The organism is Pseudomonas sp. MUP55 (assembly GCF_034043515.1).
In the GTDB taxonomy this organism is placed as follows: Bacteria; Pseudomonadota; Gammaproteobacteria; order Pseudomonadales; family Pseudomonadaceae; genus Aquipseudomonas.
Genome location: NZ_CP138214.1, coordinates 1,625,378 through 1,645,276 on the forward strand (window position 1 = coordinate 1,625,378; position 19,899 = coordinate 1,645,276).

Here is a 19,899-nt window from a genome sequence, read left to right on the forward strand (position 1 = left end):
GGCGTTTACTGGATCAGGCCGAACTCTTTGGCCAGCACTTTGTAGTCAGCCACCTGTTTCTTCACGTAGGTGTCCAGCTCCGGGCCCGTCATGGCGAACGGGAACAGCTCGCGCTGGTCACGCAGCTTGGCGAACTCGTCGGAGGCCAGCAGTTTGTCGAACGCTTCTTTCCACCAGGCATAGTCGGCATCGCTGACTTTTGGCCCGAGGTAGAACCCGCGCACCACTGGCCAGACGATGTCGTAGCCTTGCTCCTTGGCGGTCGGGATGTCCTTCATTTCCGGCTCGTCCAGGCGCTGTTCGGAGAACACCGCCAGCAGGCGCATATCACCGCTGAGGATGTGGGGCATGGAGTCGGAGATGTCGGTACTGCCTACCTGAATGTGGCCGCCGAGCAGCGCGGTCGCGATTTCGCCACCGCCTTCGAGCGCGACGTAACGCAGCTCGCGCGGGTTGATGCCCGCGGCCTTGGCGATCAGGGCGGTCTGCATCCAGTCCTGGCTGCCGACCGTGCCGCCGGAACCGATCACCACGCTGCCAGGATCTTTCTTCAAGGCTTTTACGAGATCGTCGAGGTTCTTGTAGGGTGAATCGCTTTTCACCGCGATGGCACCGTAACTGGTGCCCACCGCCGCGAGCCAGCGCACGGCGCTTTCATCGAAGCGACCAAACTTGCCTTGGGCCAGGTTCAGCAACGAACCACTGGACCAGGCCACCAGGGTTCCGGCATCGGCAGGGCGCTGCGCGACCACCGCGTTGTAGGCCACGGCGCCCACGCCGCCTGGCATGTAGGTCACGCGCATCGGCTTGCTCAGCAGCTTCTCGTTGACCAGCGCGCTTTGCACCAGTTTGCAGGTCAGGTCAAACCCACCGCCCGGCGAGGCCGGGGCGATGCACTCGGGGCGCTTGGGCTCGTCGGCCGCCAGCAGTTGGCCGGCAAACAGCATGCAGCCGGCGGTGAGGGCAAATTTACGCAGTGAAAGGGTCATGGTGATCTCCGTCTTGTTGTTATGAGTGGCTTACAGAGTGCGATGCTGTACCTGGCGTTGCGCGAGCGCATGGCCATACGCTTGAACGTGGCGCTTTGCACCGTCATGCGCGTCATGGTTGAAGTACAGGTTACGCGTGTCGAGGGGCGCACCACCGTCTTGGGAGACGCCAGCCTGGCTAAACGACGAAAAGCCGGCAAGGGCAGCGGCACTGGCAAGCGCGGTGTGACTGAGGCGGGAATTACGAACAGGCGGGCAAGCCTGGGGCTGTGTCGACAGCATCGTGGTGCACTCCGTTATTGTTCTTATTTTGGCGAAAACGCGTCGAGGCGTTTTTCGGGCGCTACGGGTGAGGTAGCTGGGCGGGCGCAAACCACCGTAGCTGGATGCTAAAGGGCGAAGCTTTCACTAACCTTTCAGTTGCCTTTCAATGTTTTCGGGCTTCACAGGGCAGGTTGCGCCTGTAAACTGCCCGCCAAAGCGTGGCGTTGACCACTCCTGAACGAGGTAGAAATCCATGCGCGTCCTTCTGGTTGAAGACCATTTGCAGCTCGCCGAAAGTGTCGCCCAGGCGCTCAAGAGCACGGGTTTGACCGTCGACGTGCTGCACGATGGCGTAGCTGCGGACCTGGCCTTGAGCAGCGAGGACTACGCGGCGGCGATTCTCGATGTGGGGCTACCGCGCATGGATGGTTTCGAGGTACTGGCGCGCTTGCGGGCCCGCGGTAAAAACTTGCCGGTGTTGATGCTGACGGCGCGCAGCGATGTCAAAGACCGCGTGCATGGCTTGAATCTGGGGGCCGACGATTACCTTGCCAAACCGTTCGAGCTGACGGAACTGGAAGCGCGGGTCAAGGCGCTGCTACGGCGCAGCGTGCTGGGCGGTGAGCGCCAGCAGGCGTGCGGCGTGCTGGTCTACGACCTCGACACGCGGCGCTTCACGGTCGGTGGCGAATTGCTCACGTTGACGTCCCGCGAGCAAGCGGTGCTTGAAGCACTGATCGCCCGGCCCGGCCGCGTAATGAGCAAGGAGCAACTGGCTTCGCAGGTGTTCGGTCTCGACGAAGAAGCCAGCCCCGACGCGATCGAAATTTACGTGCACCGCCTGCGCAAGAAACTCGACGGCCAGCCCATCGCCATTGTTACCTTCCGGGGCCTGGGCTACCTGCTGGAAGCCCGCGATGCATAAGCCCAGCAGCCTGCGTTGGCGCCTGCTGTGGAACCTGGCATTGCTGCTCGTGCTGCTGATGCTCGCCAGCGGCATGAGTGCCTACTGGAACGGTCGCGAAGCGGCCGACACTGCCTACGACCGCACGCTGCTGGCCTCGGCGCGCACCATTGCCGCCGGCTTGACCCAAGTGGACGGCACGCTCAGTGCCAACGTGCCCTACGTGGCCCTGGACACCTTTGCCTACGACAGTGCCGGGCGTATCTATTACCAGGTCAATGACATCGACCAAAAGCTGATATCCGGCTACGAAAATCTTCCCGGTCCACCGCCCGGCACGCCGCGCACGGATGATTACCCGGCCCTGGCGCGGTTCTACGACGCCGTGTATCAGGGCCAGCCGGTGCGTGTGGTGAGCCTGCTCAAAGCCGTCTCCGAGCCGAACATGAACGGCATGGCGGAGATCCGTGTGGCGGAAACCGACGAAGCGCGGGTCGCCATGGCCCGCAGTCTGATGGCCGACACCTTGTTGCGCCTGGGCATGCTTGCCATTGGTGCGCTCTTGCTGGTGTGGTTTGCCGTCAGCGCGGCGCTGCGTCCGCTGGAGCGCCTGCGCACGGCGGTGGAGGAACGTCAGCCTGACGACCTGCGGCCCTTGCCGCTGGTGGAGGTGCAGGATGAGTTCGGCCCGCTGGTGCGTTCCCTCAACCATTTCACCGAACGCTTGCGCGGCCAGTTCGAACGTCAGGCGCAGTTCATTGCCGACGCCGCCCACGAATTGCGCACGCCACTGGCCGCGCTCAAGGCCCGCCTGGAACTGGGCCTGCGCGCCGAAGAACCGGCCACTTGGCGCAGCACCCTGGAGACCGCCGCCCAGGGCACCGACCGTCTCACTCACCTGGCTAATCAGTTGCTGTCCCTGGCCCGCATCGAAAACGGTGCCAGGGCCATTGCCGAAGGCGGTGCGCAGTTGCTCGACCTCAGTCAGTTGGCCCGAGAGCTGGGGATGGCGATGGCGCCGCTGGCCCATGCACGGGGCGTTGCCCTGGCGCTGGAGGCGGACGAACCGGTGTGGCTGCGCGGCGAGCCGACGCTGCTCAATGAATTGCTGAGCAACCTGGTGGATAACGCGCTGGCGCACACACCGCCCGGCGGCAACGTGATTTTGCGGGTGACGGCGCCGGCGGTGCTGGAAGTCGAAGACGATGGCCCGGGTATCCCGCTGGATGAGCGGGACCGGGTGTTCGAGCGATTTTATCGGCGCAGTCAGCAGGGCATGGGGTCGGGCCTGGGGCTGGCGATTGTGGGTGAAATCTGCCGCGCGCATCTGGCGCAGATCAGTCTGCATGATGGCGAGTCAGCGGGGTTGAAAGTGCGAGTGAGCTTTATCGCCGGTTGATCAGTAGAACATCGAACGTGCTTCGTCCAGCTCAAGACGCAATGTCTCGCTGTAGGGATCAATCCGCAGTTTTTGCATGGCCGGCACCAGGGTCACGTCGACTTTCGCCAAAGGATGTTCGGTGTTGTGGTGACAATACAGCACGGCGATCTGCACCAGGTCGATGTAGTCGAGCCGGGCGCTGTCGCGCTCCAGGTTGAGGTACTGGCCCGGCAGTTTTGCCAGCATTTCAGGGAAGTCCCAGCCACCGAGCAACTTGTCGCCCAAAACCGGGTGGATGCTGTCGATCACGTGGTTGAGGCTGACCGGGTCTGCCAGCAACTCGTAATGGTCTTCGGCATAGGTGAGGATCGGCAGCACGCCGATCTGGTGCACCAGACCGCCGAGGGCCGCCTGGTCCGGCTTGAGATGGCTGTGGCGGCGACACAAGGCATAGCTGACGCCCGCCACCTCCAGGCTGCGGCGCCACACATCACGCATTTTCTGTTCTACCACCTCGGAGCGGGCGTGGAAGATCTGCTCCATGACCAGGCCGATGGCCAGGTTGCTGCTGTAATTGGTGCCCAGCCGTGTGATGGCTGTGTGCAGGTCGGTGACTTCCTGGGTCGCCCTCAGCAACGGGCTGTTGACCACTTTGATCAGGCGCGCCGACAGCGCGGTATCGCGGCTGATCACTTTACTCAAGTGGCTGATGCTGATTTCCGGGTCTTCGGCGGCCTGACGAATTTTCAGGGCCACCTCCGGTAATGTCGGCAGAACCAGGTCATCGTTGTCGATGGCCTTCATCAAAGCCTGTTGGACTTTTTCCGCCAGCTTGTTCATTCATGCTCTCTAGGGTGCTGCAAAAAAAGTGCGGCGGTTAACGCTGGATCTCGCGGTCGCGATCCAACGGGTAAGGCAGGTCAAGCATTTGCAGGCCGGGGCCTTCCAGGCTGCCCAGGCGCACGTCGCCCTGTTCGGCAGCTTCGGCTTGCAGCACGGCGAGAAGTTCAATGGACTGGTCGGCTTTTGCCGCAATCACCACTTCGCCGACCGAACTGTTATGGCTGGGGGAAAACAGCGCGGTGCCCGGTTCGGGTAACTCGGCGGCTGCGAGGCTAAGGCGGTACAGCCGGCGTTTGAGTTTGCCCAGGTACTGCATGCGCGCAACGATTTCCTGACCGGTGTAGCAGCCTTTCTTGAAGCTGACACCGCCCACGGCTTGCAGGTTGAGCATCTGCGGGATGAACAGTTCGCGGGTCTGCGCCATCACCTGGCCGATGCCGGCGCGGATCTGGCCCAGCAGCCATTCATTCAGGTCGGCTTGCGGCAGGGTTGCCGCTAATTGGCTGCGCAGTTGCTCGGCCTGTTCGGCGGGGGCCCACAGTTCAGCGCGGCCAGGCGATACGCGGATGGCGATCAGCGCCTCGGTGCGCGCTACGCTGTCAGTCTCGACCGGTAACGCCAGGCCAAGCGCGGACAGGGTCTGGTCGGCATTTGCCAGGCCGAAACGCACCCAGGCGGCGCTTTCGTCGGTGAGTTTGGATTTGGAGAACACTGCGTATTTCTTCAGGTCCGCCAGTTGCGGTTCGAGCAGTTCGCTGGCCATGGCCAGCAGCACACCGTCACCTTGTAACAGGATGCGAAAACTCGACTGCATCCGGCCTTTTTGCGTGCAGCGCGCGCCCAGGCTGGCTTGGGTGTCGCTCAGGTAATTGAGGTTGCAGGTCAGTTGGCCCTGAAGGAACTTGGCAGCGTCAGCGCCGCGGACGGCAAGAATACCTTCATGGGTCAGTGGGCAGAAGAAAGCAGAGTCGGCCATGGGTCATCGCAGGTCAAAAAGTCATGGGTGCATCATAGAGGGGCGCCCGGCAAATGCATAGTTTCCATGGGCGCGACCAAAGCCGACTGTTCCGGTGCCGTCGGGCCTGTATACTTGCGCTCTATTTGAGGAGCGCTCCATGGTCGAAGAAGTAGAAATCAATCGCCTCTACTGGCACAGCCGTCGCGGCATGCTGGAGTTGGACGTGTTGCTGGTGCCTTTCACCAAGGAAGTCTACGCGACGCTCAACAAGGTAGATCGCGACCTTTACGTACGACTGCTGACCTGCGAAGACCAGGACATGTTCGGCTGGTTCATGGAGCGCGCCGAATCGCAAGACCCGGAACTGCAACGCATGGTTCGGATGATCCTGGATCGTGTCCAGCCCAAGTAACCGTTTCGAATGCCGCTGGCAGGCCTCACGGCTGTTGCTGGCGGCGTATCTGGTTGCCCAGCTGTTCGCGCTGGGTGCCTGCCTGGTTGTCGACCTACCTTTTGCCTCTCTGGGCATGCTGGTATGCCTGGCCCATGCCGCCTGGGTGTTGCCGCGGCATGTCCTGCTGACTCACCGCTCGTCGGTTCGGGGCCTGCGCCGCGACGATGACGGCTGGCAATTGTTCAGCGCCGAACGCGGTTGGCACAGCGTGCAGTTACGGCCCGACAGCCTTGCGCTGCCGCTGGTGGTAGTGCTGCGTTATCGCGTGCAGGGTGAGCGCTGGGTGCGCTCGACATGCGTGCCCCGCGACGCGCAGACCGCCGATATGCACCGGCGCCTGCGCGTACGCTTGAAGTTCAGTCGCCGTAGGTGGCTGGCACCAGAATAGTGTCGCGGGCCTCGGGCAGCATCTGCGGGTAGTCGAGTGTGTAATGCAGGCCCCGGCTTTCCTTGCGTTCCATGGCCGAGCGAATCATCAGTTCGGCGACTTGAGCCAGGTTGCGCAATTCGATCAGGTCGCGGCTGACTTTATAGTTGCTGTAGAACTCATCGATTTCATCCAGCAGCAAGCGCACCCGGTGCTGTGCCCGCTGCAGCCGCTTGTTGGTGCGCACGATTCCCACGTAATCCCACATGAAGCGCCGCAGCTCGTCCCAGTTGTGCGCGATGATCACGTCTTCGTCCGAATCCGTCACCTGGCTGGCATCCCAACGCGGCAGGGCGGCCGGCACCGGGATACGCGGCAGTTGTTCAAGGATGTCCGCCGCCGCGGAACGCGCGTACACAAAGCATTCGAGCAACGAGTTGCTGGCCATGCGATTGGCGCCGTGCAGGCCGGTGAAGCTGGTTTCGCCGATGGCGTATAAGCCGGGCACGTCGGTGCGGCCATGCTGGTCGACCATCACGCCGCCGCAAGTGTAATGCGCGGCGGGCACCACAGGGATTGGGCCTTTGGTGATGTCGATGTTGAAGGTCAGGCAGCGTTCGTAGACGGTGGGGAAGTGCGTCTTGATGAACGCTTCCGGCTTGTGGCTGATGTCCAGATAGACGCAGTCGATGCCCAGGCGCTTCATTTCATGGTCAATGGCGCGGGCGACGATGTCGCGCGGCGCCAGTTCTGCGCGTGGGTCGAAGCGTTGCATGAAGCGTTCGCCGTTGGGCAACTTCAGGTGTGCACCTTCACCGCGCAGGGCCTCGGTGATGAGGAAACTCTTGGCTTGGGGGTGATACAGGCAAGTGGGGTGAAACTGGTTGAATTCCAGGTTCGCCACTCGGCAGCCCGAGCGCCAGGCCATGGCAATGCCGTCACCGCAGGCGCCGTCGGGGTTGCTGGTATAGAGGTAGACCTTGGCTGCCCCACCGGAGGCGAGAATGGTGAAGCGTGCGCCGTAGGTGTCGACTTCGCCGCTGGCGCGGTTGAGCACGTAGGCGCCGAGGCAGCGCTCACCGCTAAGGCCCAGGCGCTTTTCGGTGATCAGGTCTACGGCCACGCGTTGCTCCAACAATTCGATATTGGGGCGTTGGCGGGCCTGGTCGAGCAAGGTCTTGAAGATCGCGGCGCCGGTGGCGTCGGCGGCATGGATGATACGGCGGTGGCTATGGCCGCCTTCGCGGGTCAGGTGAAACTCGAAACCGCCGTCGTCGTTGCCTGCGTGCTCGTCGCGTGTGAAAGGCACCCCCTGGTCGATCAGCCATTGGATGGCTTCGCGGCTATGCTCGACCGTGAAGCGCACCGCGTCCTCATTGCACAGGCCGCCACCGGCATTGAGGGTGTCTTCGACATGGGACTGTACGGTGTCGGTGTCGTCCAGCACGGCAGCGACGCCGCCCTGGGCCCAGAATGTCGAACCGTTGGCCAGGTCGCCTTTGCTCAGTACGGCAATACGCAAGTGGCTGGGGAGGGTCAGTGCCAGGCTCAAGCCGGCGGCGCCGCTGCCGATCACCAGAACATCGTGTTGAAACTGTTGGCTCATTGAATGGATTCCGCAAAAAGCGATCCGAAGAGGAGGCGCAAGCAGGACGCCTGGATCGGCGAATCAAAGGGGCACACGGGCCACTAGTATATAGAGGGGTGGAGCGGCACAATAGCCAGGCATTCGTGGCATTGTGAGATTACGGTGCACAGCTTTGGGTTAAAACAGCCAGTCAGCGAGCGGGAACTTTTTGCATAAGCCCCGACTCAATAGCAGGTTGCCCGAAAGCTGGGAAAACGTTGAGTTTATTGGCCGTCGGGAGCATTGGACGCGTCAGAAGACCGGCGACAAGATTATTCGCGCAGCCGGCGTTGCCTGAGCTGCGTTTTTCGTGTGTGCCAAATCAGTGCGTGCCGGAAACTTGCTTGAAGGGGGAGAACTTTTGCGAAAAGCCCGAGTCTATGTTTACAAGCCTGATCGTTTAGTTATGCAAGCCTCCTTTGAGCACAATGAGGAGTGTTCATGCTAACCCAGGAAGAGGATCAGCAGCTGGTCGAGCGCGTACAACGCGGCGACAAGCGAGCATTTGATCTGCTAGTGCTGAAATATCAGCACAAAATTCTCGGGTTGATCGTGCGGTTTGTGCACGACACCCATGAAGCGCAGGACGTTGCACAGGAAGCCTTTATCAAGGCTTACCGTGCACTGGGCAATTTTCGCGGTGATAGCGCGTTTTATACGTGGCTGTACCGCATCGCCATCAACACGGCGAAGAACTATCTGGTGTCTCGCGGGCGCCGCCCACCAGACAGTGATGTCAGTTCAGAAGATGCTGAATTTTACGATGGTGATCACGGTCTCAAAGATCTCGAGTCGCCGGAGCGAGCATTGCTGCGCGACGAAATAGAGGGAACCGTTCATCGAACGATTCAGCAACTGCCAGAAGATTTACGTACGGCGTTAACTTTACGTGAATTTGATGGTCTGAGTTACGAAGACATTGCGAGCGTCATGCAATGTCCGGTGGGGACTGTAAGGTCACGGATTTTCCGGGCCCGGGAAGCCATCGACAAAGCCTTGCAACCGTTGTTGCAGGAAAACTAAAGACAGCGGCGACAGCCAAGAGAGGAACCGCCATGAGTCGTGATGCCCTGCAGGAATCGCTGTCCGCAGTGATGGATAACGAAGCGGATGAACTGGAACTTCGTCGGGTGCTCAACGCATTTGATGATGCCGAAACCCGTGATACCTGGTCTCGTTACCAAGTCGCTCGGGCGGTGATGCACAAGGATCTTCTAATCCCTCGTCTGGATATTGCTGCGGCCGTTTCTGCCGCGCTGGCCGATGAAGCCGTTCCGGCAAAAGCTGCTCGTGGTCCATGGCGTAGCCTGGGTCGTCTGGCAGTCGCTGCTTCGGTGACCGTCGCCGTACTGGCCGGTGTTCGTCTGTACAACCAGGACGAAATTGCTGGTGCCGAACTGGCCCAGCAGACTCAGCAACCGGTCATGGCCGGTCCGCAGGTCAAAGGTCCGGCTGTACTGGCTGGCTACAAGGAAAGCTCTGATACCGCCGGCCCTATGGCTAACGGTGTACTCCAGGGGCAACCCGGCTGGCAGGATCAGCGTCTACCAGGTTACCTGCGCCAACACGCACAGGAAGCGGCCGGGAAGAATGCTGAAAGTGCATTGCCATACGCTCGCGCAGCAAGCCTGGAAAACCGCTGAACCGCTAAGGAGCCCTATGCGCGCCATACCGCTCCTTACGCTTCTGCTCAGTAGTTGGTTTGCAGTACCCGCCCATGCCGATGACGCCCAAGACTGGCTGATTCGACTTGGGCGTGCAGAGCAGCAGCAAAACTTTCAAGGTACGTTCGTTTACGAGCGTAACGGCAGCTTTTCTACCCATGACATCTGGCAACGTGTTCAGAATGGTCAGGTCCGAGAGCGGCTATTGCAGCTCGATGGCTCTGCCCAGGAAGTTGTGCGGATAGACGGTAATACCCAATGTGTCAGCGGCACTCTTGTGGCCGGCCTTGGGAACTCTCGTGGCACTGCGTCACGTTCGCTGGATCCGCAAAAACTCAATCAATTCTATGACTTGGCCATCATTGGCAAATCTCGCGTGGCCGGTCGTAATGCGGTGATTGTTTCGATTACCCCGCGTGACCATTATCGTTATGGTTTCGAACTCCACCTGGATCGTGAAACGGCATTGCCGCTCAAGTCGTTGCTACTCAGCGAGCAGGGTCAGCTGCTGGAGCGCTTTCAGTTCGTTCGATTGAATACGTCCACAATCCCCGCTGATCGCGATTTGCAGCCCAGTGGCGAATGCACGCCCGTTGGGCTTGGCCGCGGCAAGGCAGCGCAAGCAACCGCTTCCAGTGCGTGGCATCTAGATTGGTTGCCACCTGGATTTGAGCTGACCAGCAGTACATCTCGCAAAGACCTCCAAACCAAATCCACCATCGATAGCTTGATGTATGACGATGGGCTCGCACATTTTTCGATATTTCTTGAATCGACCGAAGGCGCAAGCGTGCCGGAAACCCGTACTCAGCTTGGACCTACGGTTGCGGTGTCTCGGCACCTGAATACGGTGGACGGCGAAATGATGGTAACCGTAGTGGGGGAAATCCCAATCGGCACTGCCGAGCGCATCGCGTTGTCGGTTCGCGGTGAAAAGACCGCAGCCAAGCCGTGAGTCGTTAATCCAGTGTTCATCTTGATCTTGCACGCTGCGCCCATGTCAGAGCGCGTACCGAGAGCATGAAATGTCTGGATCAGCATTTTCACTTGCAAAAAATCCGTATGTTTTTTATAGGTCAGGGCTTCTCGGCCCTGGCCTTGTTTTGTTCGCGGAACATGAAGCGTCGGTCGCGTTTCCGGCGTCTTTTTGAACCCTGTCGCTCAACCCTGCTCGTCGTAACGGGAGCTGTATGTCGATACCACGTTTGAAGTCTTACCTATCCATAGTCGCCACGGTGTTGGTGCTGGGTCAGGCCGTGCCCGCGCAAGCGGTCGAGCTGCCTGACTTTACCCAACTGGTGGAGCAGGCCTCACCTGCGGTGGTGAATATCAGTACCACGCAGAAGTTGCCGGATCGCAAAGTTTCGAACCAGCAGATGCCCGACCTGGAAGGCCTGCCGCCAATGCTGCGCGAGTTCTTCGAACGAGGCATGCCGCAACCACGCTCGCCGCGTGGTGGTGGCGGTGGGCAGCGCGAGGCGCAGTCCCTGGGTTCCGGGTTCATCATTTCGCCTGACGGCTATATCCTGACCAACAATCACGTGATTGCCGATGCTGACGAGATCCTCGTGCGCCTGGCCGATCGCAGTGAGTTGAAAGCCAAGCTGGTCGGCACCGACCCGCGTTCCGACGTGGCCTTGCTGAAGATCGAAGGCAAAGACTTGCCAGTGCTCAAGTTGGGCAAGTCCCAGGACCTGAAAGCGGGCCAGTGGGTGGTGGCGATCGGTTCGCCGTTCGGTTTTGATCATACCGTCACCCAAGGCATCGTCAGCGCCATCGGTCGCAGCCTGCCCAATGAAAACTATGTGCCGTTCATCCAGACCGACGTGCCGATCAACCCGGGCAACTCCGGAGGTCCGTTGTTCAACCTGGCGGGCGAAGTGGTAGGCATCAACTCGCAGATCTACACCCGTTCCGGCGGTTTCATGGGGGTGTCTTTCGCGATTCCGATCGACGTGGCCATGGATGTCTCCAATCAGCTCAAAGCCGGTGGCAAAGTGAGCCGTGGTTGGCTGGGTGTGGTGATTCAGGAAGTGAACAAGGACCTTGCAGAGTCTTTCGGGCTCGACAAGCCAGCGGGTGCGCTGGTCGCGCAGATCCAGGATGACGGCCCGGCTGCCAAGGGTGGCCTGCAGGTTGGCGACGTGATCCTGAGCATGAACGGCCAGCCGATCATCATGTCGGCCGACTTGCCGCATCTGGTCGGCGCGCTCAAGGCCGGCAGCAAAGCCAAGCTGGAAGTGATTCGTGACGGCAAGCGTCAGAATGTCGAACTCACCGTCGGCGCAATCCCGGAAGAGGGCGCGACCCTGGACGCCCTGGGTAACGCCAAGCCAGGTGCGGAGCGCAGCAGCAACCGCCTGGGCATTGCCGTGGTAGAGCTGACTGCCGAGCAGAAGAAAACCTACGACCTCAAGAGTGGCGTCGTGATCAAGGAGGTTCAGGACGGCCCTGCCGCGTTGATCGGCCTGCAGCCGGGCGACGTGATCACCCACCTGAACAACCAGGCAATCGATAACACCAAGGAGTTCACCGACATCGCCAAGGCGTTGCCGAAGAATCGCTCGGTGTCGATGCGTGTGCTGCGTCAAGGGCGTGCGAGCTTCATCACCTTCAAGCTGGCCGAGTAACCTTCCAGCCCAATAAAAAGCCCCGCTATCGGTAAACGATGGCGGGGCTTTTTTGTGCGCGATGGGTTTAGCTCATCATCCCTTTCACCAGGCGTTCCTGCTCGATCAGCTCACGCTGGCGCGCATCGATTCGCGAGGACAACGGAAAATTATTGCCGGCGCGGCGCTTGGCAAAATCCAACTGCTGAATGGCCTGCTGGAAGTCGCCCACCAGGGCGAAATATTCGGCGCGTGCCTGGTGCAGTCCAATGATATTGCCCGACAAACCGCGCGTTTCGGCGACCTGATACCACACGTCCGGATCGTCCGGCCGAGACTTGAGCAAGCCATCCAGGGCTTTTTCCGCATCAGCCGTGCGGTTCTGCTTCAGCAACAAGTCTACGCGGACCTGGTTCAGCGGGTAGTTGCTCGGATACTGGGTAAGCATGCGGTCGGTGCGTTGTTGTGCGTCCGGCATGCGATTGCTGGTGATATCCAGCTCGATCTGCGCCAGGTTGTAGGTAATGTCGTTGGGCGCTTTGGCCAGCAAAGGCGCCAGGCTTTCCCGCGCTTCCTTGAGCTGGGTGCCCTTGATCTGGGCGATGGCCAAGCCATAGCGCGCCACATCGTTCTTCGGATTCTCGTCCAGCTGTGCCTGGAACCGTTTGGCGGCGAGGCCTGGCGTGTCTTCGTACTTCAGCTGCACCCGCGCGCGGATCAGTTGATAGCGCAAGCTGTCTTCCTTTCCACCGGGTTTGGCCTGCTCCGCGCGGTTGCGGGTGTCGGCGATCCGCGATTCTGTCACCGGGTGCGTCAAAAGGAATTCCGGTGGCTTGGCGTCGAAGCGATACTGGCGCATCAGGCGCTCGAACATGGTGGGCATGGAGCGTGGGTCGTAGCCGGCTTTCTCCAGGTTGAGGATGCCGATACGATCGGCTTCCTGTTCGTTCTGCCGGGAAAAGCGACGTTGCTCCTGGATCGCGGCGGCCTGGGAGCCGGCAATCGCGGCAATGCCCGCATCGCCAGCACCGGCTGCGGCAGCAATGATGCCGCCGAGCAGGGCCGCCATCATGGGGATCTGCATGCGCGACTGCGCTTCCACGCCTCGGGCAAAGTGACGCTGGGATAAGTGCGCCAACTCGTGGGCCAGCACCGATGCGTATTCGCCTTCGGTCTGGGCATTGAGGAACAGCCCACCATTGACCCCGACGATCCCGCCGGGTGCCGCGAAGGCGTTGAGCTGAGGGCTGTTGATCAGAATGAATTCCAGGCGCCGGTCATTGACCTGGCTGGTCTCCACCAGCTTGTACACGCTGGTTTCGACGTAATCCTTGAGCTGCGGGTCATTGAGCTGCGAGACCTGGCCCCGCAGGTAGGCCAGCCACGCGCGGCCCAGTTGGTATTCCTGTTGAGGCGAGACAATGGCAGAACTGGCGTCGCCGAGTGACGGCAGCTCGTCAGCGAAGGCCGGGGAGGCCAGCAGGCAGGCCAGCGTCAGCAGGGTAGGGCGCAAAAAATTCATGCACGAAGCCTTTCGACAAAGAGCTTACTGTAGCCGGACACTGAGCTTCGGACCAGATATTCTAAGCAGCTCAAATGTTTGCCTGGAGTAACACCATGACCGACGCTGTAGCCTTTGACGCCGAACTCGATGCCAGCGGCCTCAACTGTCCGTTGCCCTTGCTCAAGGCCAAGCTGGAGCTCAATCGACTGGCCAGTGGCGCCGTACTCAAGGTGATCGCCACCGACGCAGGCTCCCAGCGCGACTTTAGGACCTTCGCCAAGCTGGCGGGCCATACGCTGGTCCAGGAAGACGAGGCAGCAGGTGTGTACCGTTACTGGTTACGCAAGGCCTGATGCCCGGTAGGTCAGGCCTTGTTCAGTGCCTGTGCCGCCGCCAGAACCGCGTCCACATGCCCGGGCACTTTCACGCCGCGCCATTCCTGACGCAGCACGCCTTCACTGTCGATCAGAAAGGTGCTGCGATCCACACCCAGGTATTCCTTGCCGTATAGCTTCTTCAGCTTGATCACATCAAACAACTGGCATACCGCCTCGTCCTTGTCGCTGATCAGCTCGAACGGGAACGCCTGCTTGCCCTTGAAGTTTTCGTGGGACTTCACGCTGTCGCGCGACACGCCAAACACTTCGGTATTGGCAGCCTTGAATGCGGCGTATTGATCACGAAAACCTTGACCCTCGGTGGTGCAACCCGGGGTGCTGTCCTTGGGGTAGAAATAGATCACCACTTGCTTGCCCTTGAGGGCGGCAAGGCTGAAGGTCTGGCCGCTGGTGGCCTGGGCTTCGAAATCGGCTACGGGTGTGTCGATGGCTACCGGCATGGTATGTCCTTACATGGGGTTCTGTGGGCGCCAAGGCTCGATCAGGGCGTCAAGGTTCAGGGCGTCGGCGAAATCCAGGAACTGGTCGCGCAACCAACTGATCTGCACGCCGGCCGGCAAGGTCACGGTGAAGGTGGCATTGAGCATGGTGCCGCCGGTTTGTGGCGCCTGGTAGGTGTCGCAGGTGAGGTTCTCCAACTCGACGTTGTGGTCGATAAAGAACTGGCACAGCTCGTTGACGATGTCCGAGCGATAGGCCGAGCTGACATAGGCCACATAAGGCAAGGCCTGTGGGCGATTTTCCAGGGCGGCGCTGCGTACCACGTTAACGGTGAAATTGTGCTTCTTGGCCAGGCCCGGCAGGCCGGTCTCCAGGCGTGCGAGGGCGTCCCAGCTGCCGGAAATCTGCAGCACCAGCGCACTGCACTCGCCATGGCGGGTCAGGCGGGAGGTCACCACGGCGCAGCGGTTTTCATGGCTGGCGCGGCACAGGACGTTGGTCAGCTCCATGGGGTTGGCGCCGAGGGCACTGATAACAAGGAATTGTTCGCGAACTGTGGGGGTGGACATGCAGCCTTCCTAAAGCGATGAGCGGTCGATACCGTCAGAGCTGTATCGATCAAAGGATCAAGGGTAGCGAAAACCATCGCCAAGGGCTAGGAGGTGGCGTTTTCATTACGTGAACGAACTGCTTGAAGGGGGGCTTTGGCCCAATGATGGCATTGCCCGTCGTTTAGTTGCGCCAGAACGCATCCTCGCACGGTACTTCGCTTGTACAAGCATCTTGGCGCCAGTACCATTACGGCTCTCTTTTTCCGGCAGGAGCGGTTGCATGATTGCGGGCAGTATGGTGGCACTGGTCACACCCATGGATGCACAAGGTCATCTCGACTGGGACAGCCTGGGCAAACTGGTGGACTTCCACCTGCAAGAAGGCACCAACGCCATCGTGGCGGTCGGCACCACAGGTGAATCGGCCACCCTCGATGTGGAAGAACACATCCAGGTGATCGAGTTCGTGGTCAAGCGCGTTGCGGGCCGCATCGCCGTGATCGCCGGTACCGGCGCCAACTCGACGCGTGAAGCGATCGAACTGACCCGCAATGCCAAGAAGGCCGGCGCCGATGCCTGCCTGCTGGTGACGCCGTACTACAACAAGCCGACTCAGGAAGGCCTGTACCAGCACTTTCGCACCATTGCCGAAGCTGTCGACATCCCGCAGATCCTCTACAACGTACCCGGCCGCACCGCGTGCGACATGAAAGCCGAGACGGTGATCCGCCTGTCTACCGTGCCGAACATCATCGGTATCAAGGAAGCCACCGGCGACCTGCAGCGCGCCAAGGACATCCTGGCCGGCGTGAGCAGCGATTTCCTGTTGTATTCCGGTGACGACGCCACTGCAGTGGAACTGATCCTGCTGGGTGGCAAGGGCAACATTTCCGTGACCGCCAACGTTGCCCCGCGCGCCATGAGCGAAATGTGCGCCGCCGCCATTGCCGGTGACGCCGCGACCGCGCGTGCGATCCACGAGAAGCTCATGCCGCTCAACAAGACACTGTTTATCGAATCCAACCCTATTCCCGTGAAGTGGGCGCTATTTGAGATGGGCCTGATGCCGGACGGTATCCGTCTGCCGCTCACCCGGCTCAGCGAAGCCTGTCACGAACCGCTGCGACAGGCCCTGCGCCAGTCCGGCGTCCTGGTTTAATTGAGGAAGCACTACGCATGAAGCGATTGGCCGGACTTTCCGCACTTGCCTTGATTATCTCCAGCACCAGTGGCTGCGGTTGGGTATGGGGCCCGGAGGGCTACTTCCGTGACCGCGGCAGCGATTACCTGGAAGCGCAAGCAACCAAACCCATGCAACTGCCGCCTGACGTGAGCGTCGCCAAGCGCCTCGACCCGTTGCTGCCGATTCCGCGCAATGTCGCCGACGACACCGTCAAGGGTGAGTACGTGGTGCCACGCCCGCAGCCGATCACGGCGGTGGCCGATGCCAGCGACTACAGCCTGCAAAAGAGCGGCGACAATCGCTGGATCGTGGCTCAGCGTCCACCCGCCGAAGTCTGGCCGGTGGCCGTGCAGTTCTTCCAGGACAACGGTTTCCGTCTCGACCAGCAGCGTCCGCAGACCGGTGAGTTCACCACAGCCTGGCAACACGGCAGCGAGCTGTCCGCCAACATGGCCCAGCGTCTGCAGGCCAGTGGTGTAGCCGCCGATAACGAAGCCCGCGTGCGTGTACGCATCGAGCCTGGCGTGCAACGCAATACCAGTGAAGTCTATGTGGTCAGCGCCGAGCGTCCCGCCGGCAGCACCGCCAACGTCGACTTCACCAACCGCTCGGTCAATACCGGCGTCGACGCCGCGCTGGTCGACGAGATGCTGGCCAGCATGAGCCGCATCTCCGAGAAGGGCGGCTCGGTTTCCCTGCTCGCCGCACGTGATTACGACACCCCTAGCCGCGTCAGCCTCACCGAAGACGGCAGCGGCAACGTGGTGCTGAACCTGGGTGAAGACCTGGATCGCGCCTGGGCCAGCGTAGGTCGCGCGTTGGAGCAGGGCCCTTGGCGCGTTGAGGACATCAACCGCAGCCTGGGCCTGTACTACATCAACGTGGCTGAAAAGGCCGAGAAAAAAGACGACGAGCCAGGTTTCTTCGGCAAATTGTTCGGCAGCCAGCCGACCAAGGAAGAAGTTGAGACCCGCGCCGAGCGTTACCAGGTTCGTTTGAGCAAGGTCGGCGAGAGCGTGCAAGTCACCGTCGAGAAGAACATCAACACCGTCGCGCCAGCTGAAACAGCGCGCAAAGTGTTGGGCGTGATTCAGGACAACCTGGGCTGATCCGATGCGTTTTGCTGTTCTCGGTAGCGGTAGCCAAGGGAACGGCACGCTGGTCGCCCACGACGATACGTACGTACTGGTGGATTGTGGTTTCTCGTTAAGAGAAACCGAGCGGCGCCTGCTGCGCCTGGGGGTTCACCCTGCGCAGCTGAGCGCGATTCTGGTGACCCACGAACATGCCGATCACGTGCATGGCGTGGGTTTGCTGTCTCGGCGCTACAATCTTCCGGTGTACTTGAGTCGCGGCACGTTGCGCGGGATGCGCAAACCCATTGAACCCGCAGGTTTCCTGGCCGGTGGCGAGCAACTGCAGATCGGTGCCCTTAGCATCAATGTTGTCGCGGTGGCTCACGACGCTCAGGAACCCACGCAATATGTATTCAGTGGTGGCGAGCGGCGCTTGGGTGTACTCACTGACCTCGGGTCCTACTGTGCCAAAGTGCTGGACGGTTACCGCGACCTCGATGCCTTGATGATCGAGTCCAATCACTGCCGAGACCTGCTGGCTCGCGGTCATTACCCCTACTTTCTCAAGCAGCGGGTGGGTGGCGAGCTGGGACATTTGAACAACCACCAGGCGGCGTACCTGGTGTATGAGTTGGGCTGGCAAGACCTGCAACACCTGGTCCTGGCCCACCTGAGCAGCAAGAACAACCTGCCGACGCTTGCCCGGCAATGTTTTGTCGACACCCTAGGGTGCGACCCGGACTGGCTGCAACTGGCCGATCAAGATTCAGGGCTCGACTGGCGACACATCGCCTAGCCCACCTCACTCAAAGCGGAGCCCATCATGGAAAAACGTGAAGAACTCTACCGCGGCAAAGCCAAGTCGGTGTACAAGACCGACGACGCCAACCGCCTGATCCTGCTGTTTCGCAACGACACCTCGGCGTTCGACGGCAAGCGCATCGAACAACTTGATCGCAAGGGCATGGTGAACAACAAGTTCAACGCCTTCATCATGCAGAAGCTCGAAGAGGCCGGTATTCCGACTCAATTCGACAAACTGCTGGGCGACAACGAGTGCCTGGTCAAGAAGCTCGACATGATCCCGGTCGAATGCGTCGTGCGTAACTACGCTGCCGGCAGCCTGGTCAAGCGCCTGGGCGTGGAGGAGGGCCTCAAGCTCAATCCTTACACGTTCGAACTGTTTCTGAAGGACGACGCCAAGGGCGACCCGTTCATCAACGAATCCCACGTCGTGGCCTTCGGCTGGGGCACCGCTGAACAGCTGGCGCGCATGAAAGAGTTGTCCCTCAAGGTCAACGACGTGCTGAGCAAGCTGTTCGACGATGCCGGCCTTCTGCTGGTGGACTTCAAGCTCGAATTCGGCGTTTTCCACGACGGCTCCATCGTCCTGGGCGACGAGTTCAGCCCAGACGGCTGCCGCCTGTGGGACAAGGACACCAAGAAGAAGATGGACAAGGACCGCTTCCGCCAGGGCCTCGGTGATGTCATCGAAGCCTACGAAGAAGTCGCCAATCGTCTCGGCGTACCGCTGTAATCGACGCAAGCATCTGATAGCACGGAAAAAAACCGCTTCGGCGCTTTGCATCCACGAACCATGCTGTTATGATGCGCGCCGTTGGAGAGATGCCAGAGTGGCCGAATGGGACGGATTCGAAATCCGTTGTACCTTCACCGGTACCTAGGGTTCGAATCCCTATCTCTCCGCCATTATTTATAAACGAAAACCCCCAATAGCTTGGATGTTATTGGGGGTTTTTGTTTTTGTAGCAGAAATACCCGGGTGAATTCTGCTACGGTCGTCATTACCTGATGGCAGTGCGGGTCGGTCATGAATTTTGAAAAAGTGCTCACGCATTTGCAGGCGAATCTTGCGGGGCTGTTGGCTGTTTACGTCTTTGGCAGCCGAGTCACGGGCGAGGCGAATGCTGACAGCGATCTCGACGTGGCTGTGCTGATTGAAGGGAGCATCGACCCCCTACAATTGTGGCGTTTATCCGGAGAGCTGGCGGATATCGTCAAAGCCCCTGTTGACCTGCTGGACTTGCGTGCGGCTTCGACGGTCATGCAATACCAGGTTATAACCACGGGGCGTCGACTCTGGAGTAAAGACAGCCAGGCCGGTGTATTCGAAAGTTATATTCTCAGCGAGAAGACTGCGCTGGATTCTGCCAGGGCTGGGCTGCTAGTCGACATTCATAAGGACGGGACGGTATATGGTCGATGATGTGCTCATTAACAAGGCGGCCAGTATCGAGCGTTGCGTCGCTCGTGCTCGCGAGGAATACGAAAAGGATCCCGCCAGTTTTGCCACCGATTTTACTCGTCAGGATGCGGCCATCCTGAACATTCAGCGCGCCTGTGAAGCCGCTCTGGACATGGGGCAGCATCTTATCCGCCGCGAGCGCCTTGGCGTTCCCCAGGGAGCTCGTGATGTGTTCGAGCTGCTGGCACAGGGCGGATGGGTGAACCCTTCCTTGTTGACCAATCTGAAAAATATGGTCGGTTTCCGCAATATCGCAGTGCATGAGTATCAAACGCTGCAGCTGCCGATCACGGTTGCGATCATTACCAAACACCTGGGCGACTTTCTGGCCTTCAGCTCACAAGTTTTAACCAGGGACTCTGGCCAGCCAGGCGCTTCAAAAGCTCCTTGAAGTACGTCGCCACATCAGCGACCTTTTCA

Annotated in this window: 22 protein-coding genes, 1 tRNA gene and 1 pseudogene; 16 read left to right on the forward strand and 8 right to left on the reverse strand. The window is 60.2% G+C overall.

Going from position 1 to position 19,899, the window contains the following annotated elements; genetic code table 11:
* Positions 1-5: 5 nt before the first annotated feature.
* Both SC318_RS07255 and SC318_RS07260 read right to left on the reverse strand, forming a co-directional pair.
* Positions 6-995, reverse strand: coding sequence for a Bug family tripartite tricarboxylate transporter substrate binding protein (locus tag SC318_RS07255; RefSeq protein ID WP_320431198.1), 990 nt, complete (start codon positions 993-995; stop codon positions 6-8).
* 57 nt (positions 996-1,052) lie between these two features.
* Positions 1,053-1,271 (reverse strand): annotated as a pseudogene (locus tag SC318_RS07260) (outer membrane porin, OprD family); the annotation flags it as partial.
* A gap of 235 nt (positions 1,272-1,506) precedes the next feature.
* Here SC318_RS07260 and SC318_RS07265 point away from each other — a divergent pair.
* Entirely contained in the window at positions 1,507-2,178 is a 672-nt protein-coding gene (locus tag SC318_RS07265) for a two-component system response regulator TctD (RefSeq protein ID WP_306492024.1), read from the forward strand.
* Complete coding sequence (locus SC318_RS07270) at positions 2,171-3,556, forward strand: two-component system sensor histidine kinase TctE (protein WP_306492025.1); 1,386 nt, start codon at positions 2,171-2,173, stop codon at positions 3,554-3,556. Before SC318_RS07265 ends, SC318_RS07270 begins: the two co-directional genes overlap by 8 nt.
* On the opposite strand, the gene SC318_RS07275 is transcribed toward SC318_RS07270, so the two are convergent.
* Entirely contained in the window at positions 3,557-4,378 is an 822-nt protein-coding gene (locus tag SC318_RS07275) for an HDOD domain-containing protein (RefSeq protein WP_320430220.1), read from the reverse strand.
* A 37-nt stretch (positions 4,379-4,415) separates the two neighbouring features.
* Positions 4,416-5,357, reverse strand: coding sequence for a CAF17-like 4Fe-4S cluster assembly/insertion protein YgfZ (locus SC318_RS07280; protein ID WP_320430221.1), 942 nt, complete (start codon positions 5,355-5,357; stop codon positions 4,416-4,418).
* Positions 5,358-5,496: 139 nt separating this feature from the next.
* Here SC318_RS07280 and SC318_RS07285 point away from each other — a divergent pair, with 139 nt between their 5' ends.
* Positions 5,497-5,751 (forward strand): FAD assembly factor SdhE, encoded by a 255-nt coding sequence (locus SC318_RS07285; protein WP_320430222.1) that lies wholly within the window; start codon positions 5,497-5,499, stop codon positions 5,749-5,751.
* On the forward strand, positions 5,735-6,181 hold the full coding sequence (locus SC318_RS07290) for a protein YgfX (RefSeq protein ID WP_320430223.1): 447 nt from the start codon (positions 5,735-5,737) through the stop codon (positions 6,179-6,181). Before SC318_RS07285 ends, SC318_RS07290 begins: the two co-directional genes overlap by 17 nt.
* On the opposite strand, the gene nadB is transcribed toward SC318_RS07290, so the two are convergent.
* A complete protein-coding gene (nadB, locus tag SC318_RS07295) occupies positions 6,150-7,766 on the reverse strand; it encodes an L-aspartate oxidase (RefSeq protein WP_320430224.1) in 1,617 nt (538 codons plus the stop codon). The genes SC318_RS07290 and nadB overlap by 32 nt on opposite strands.
* 462 nt (positions 7,767-8,228) lie before the next feature.
* On the opposite strand from nadB, the gene rpoE reads away from it, so the two are divergent.
* From rpoE to SC318_RS07315, 4 genes are all read left to right on the forward strand, one after another.
* Entirely contained in the window at positions 8,229-8,810 is a 582-nt protein-coding gene (rpoE, locus tag SC318_RS07300) for an RNA polymerase sigma factor RpoE/AlgU (RefSeq protein ID WP_003172477.1), read from the forward strand.
* A gap of 32 nt (positions 8,811-8,842) precedes the next feature.
* Entirely contained in the window at positions 8,843-9,430 is a 588-nt protein-coding gene (locus SC318_RS07305) for a sigma-E factor negative regulatory protein (RefSeq protein ID WP_320430225.1), read from the forward strand.
* Between the two features lie 16 nt (positions 9,431-9,446).
* Complete coding sequence (locus SC318_RS07310) at positions 9,447-10,406, forward strand: MucB/RseB family sigma factor regulatory protein (RefSeq protein WP_320430226.1); 960 nt, start codon at positions 9,447-9,449, stop codon at positions 10,404-10,406.
* Between the two features lie 235 nt (positions 10,407-10,641).
* A complete protein-coding gene (locus tag SC318_RS07315) occupies positions 10,642-12,081 on the forward strand; it encodes a DegQ family serine endoprotease (RefSeq protein ID WP_306492029.1) in 1,440 nt (479 codons plus the stop codon).
* Between the two features lie 67 nt (positions 12,082-12,148).
* On the opposite strand, the gene SC318_RS07320 is transcribed toward SC318_RS07315, so the two are convergent.
* Positions 12,149-13,582 carry a M48 family metalloprotease gene (locus tag SC318_RS07320; RefSeq protein WP_065886236.1) on the reverse strand — a complete coding sequence of 478 codons (1,434 nt, stop codon included), beginning with the start codon at positions 13,580-13,582 and terminating at the stop codon, positions 12,149-12,151.
* Positions 13,583-13,677: 95 nt separating this feature from the next.
* Between SC318_RS07320 and SC318_RS07325 the strand changes: the two genes are divergently transcribed.
* Positions 13,678-13,917 carry a sulfurtransferase TusA family protein gene (locus SC318_RS07325; protein WP_320430227.1) on the forward strand — a complete coding sequence of 80 codons (240 nt, stop codon included), beginning with the start codon at positions 13,678-13,680 and terminating at the stop codon, positions 13,915-13,917.
* 11 nt (positions 13,918-13,928) lie between these two features.
* On the opposite strand, the gene SC318_RS07330 is transcribed toward SC318_RS07325, so the two are convergent.
* Together SC318_RS07330 and SC318_RS07335 are read right to left on the reverse strand one after the other, a co-directional pair.
* Positions 13,929-14,402 carry a peroxiredoxin gene (locus SC318_RS07330; RefSeq protein WP_306492032.1) on the reverse strand — a complete coding sequence of 158 codons (474 nt, stop codon included), beginning with the start codon at positions 14,400-14,402 and terminating at the stop codon, positions 13,929-13,931.
* Between the two features lie 9 nt (positions 14,403-14,411).
* Positions 14,412-14,972, reverse strand: coding sequence for a glycine cleavage system transcriptional repressor (locus tag SC318_RS07335; RefSeq protein WP_017137336.1), 561 nt, complete (start codon positions 14,970-14,972; stop codon positions 14,412-14,414).
* 262 nt (positions 14,973-15,234) lie between these two features.
* On the opposite strand from SC318_RS07335, the gene dapA reads away from it, so the two are divergent.
* The 7 genes from dapA to hepT all read left to right on the forward strand — a co-directional run bounded on the left by dapA (position 15,235) and on the right by hepT (position 19,870).
* On the forward strand, positions 15,235-16,113 hold the full coding sequence (gene dapA / locus SC318_RS07340; RefSeq protein ID WP_320430228.1) for a 4-hydroxy-tetrahydrodipicolinate synthase: 879 nt from the start codon (positions 15,235-15,237) through the stop codon (positions 16,111-16,113).
* A 17-nt stretch (positions 16,114-16,130) separates the two neighbouring features.
* The gene (bamC, locus tag SC318_RS07345; RefSeq protein WP_306492034.1) at positions 16,131-17,246 is read left to right on the forward strand and encodes an NlpB/DapX family lipoprotein; all 1,116 of its coding nucleotides are present in this window, start codon (positions 16,131-16,133) and stop codon (positions 17,244-17,246) included.
* 4 nt (positions 17,247-17,250) lie between these two features.
* Positions 17,251-18,009, forward strand: a complete 759-nt coding sequence (locus SC318_RS07350) for an MBL fold metallo-hydrolase (protein ID WP_320430229.1) — start codon at positions 17,251-17,253, stop codon at positions 18,007-18,009.
* 27 nt (positions 18,010-18,036) lie between these two features.
* Positions 18,037-18,750, forward strand: a complete 714-nt coding sequence (purC, locus tag SC318_RS07355) for a phosphoribosylaminoimidazolesuccinocarboxamide synthase (protein ID WP_003172493.1) — start codon at positions 18,037-18,039, stop codon at positions 18,748-18,750.
* An 83-nt stretch (positions 18,751-18,833) separates the two neighbouring features.
* Positions 18,834-18,923, forward strand: a tRNA-Ser gene (locus SC318_RS07360).
* Between the two features lie 121 nt (positions 18,924-19,044).
* On the forward strand, positions 19,045-19,440 hold the full coding sequence (mntA, locus tag SC318_RS07365) for a type VII toxin-antitoxin system MntA family adenylyltransferase antitoxin (protein WP_320430230.1): 396 nt from the start codon (positions 19,045-19,047) through the stop codon (positions 19,438-19,440).
* Entirely contained in the window at positions 19,430-19,870 is a 441-nt protein-coding gene (gene hepT, locus SC318_RS07370; protein ID WP_320430231.1) for a type VII toxin-antitoxin system HepT family RNase toxin, read from the forward strand. Before mntA ends, hepT begins: the two co-directional genes overlap by 11 nt.
* Positions 19,871-19,899: the final 29 nt, after the last annotated feature.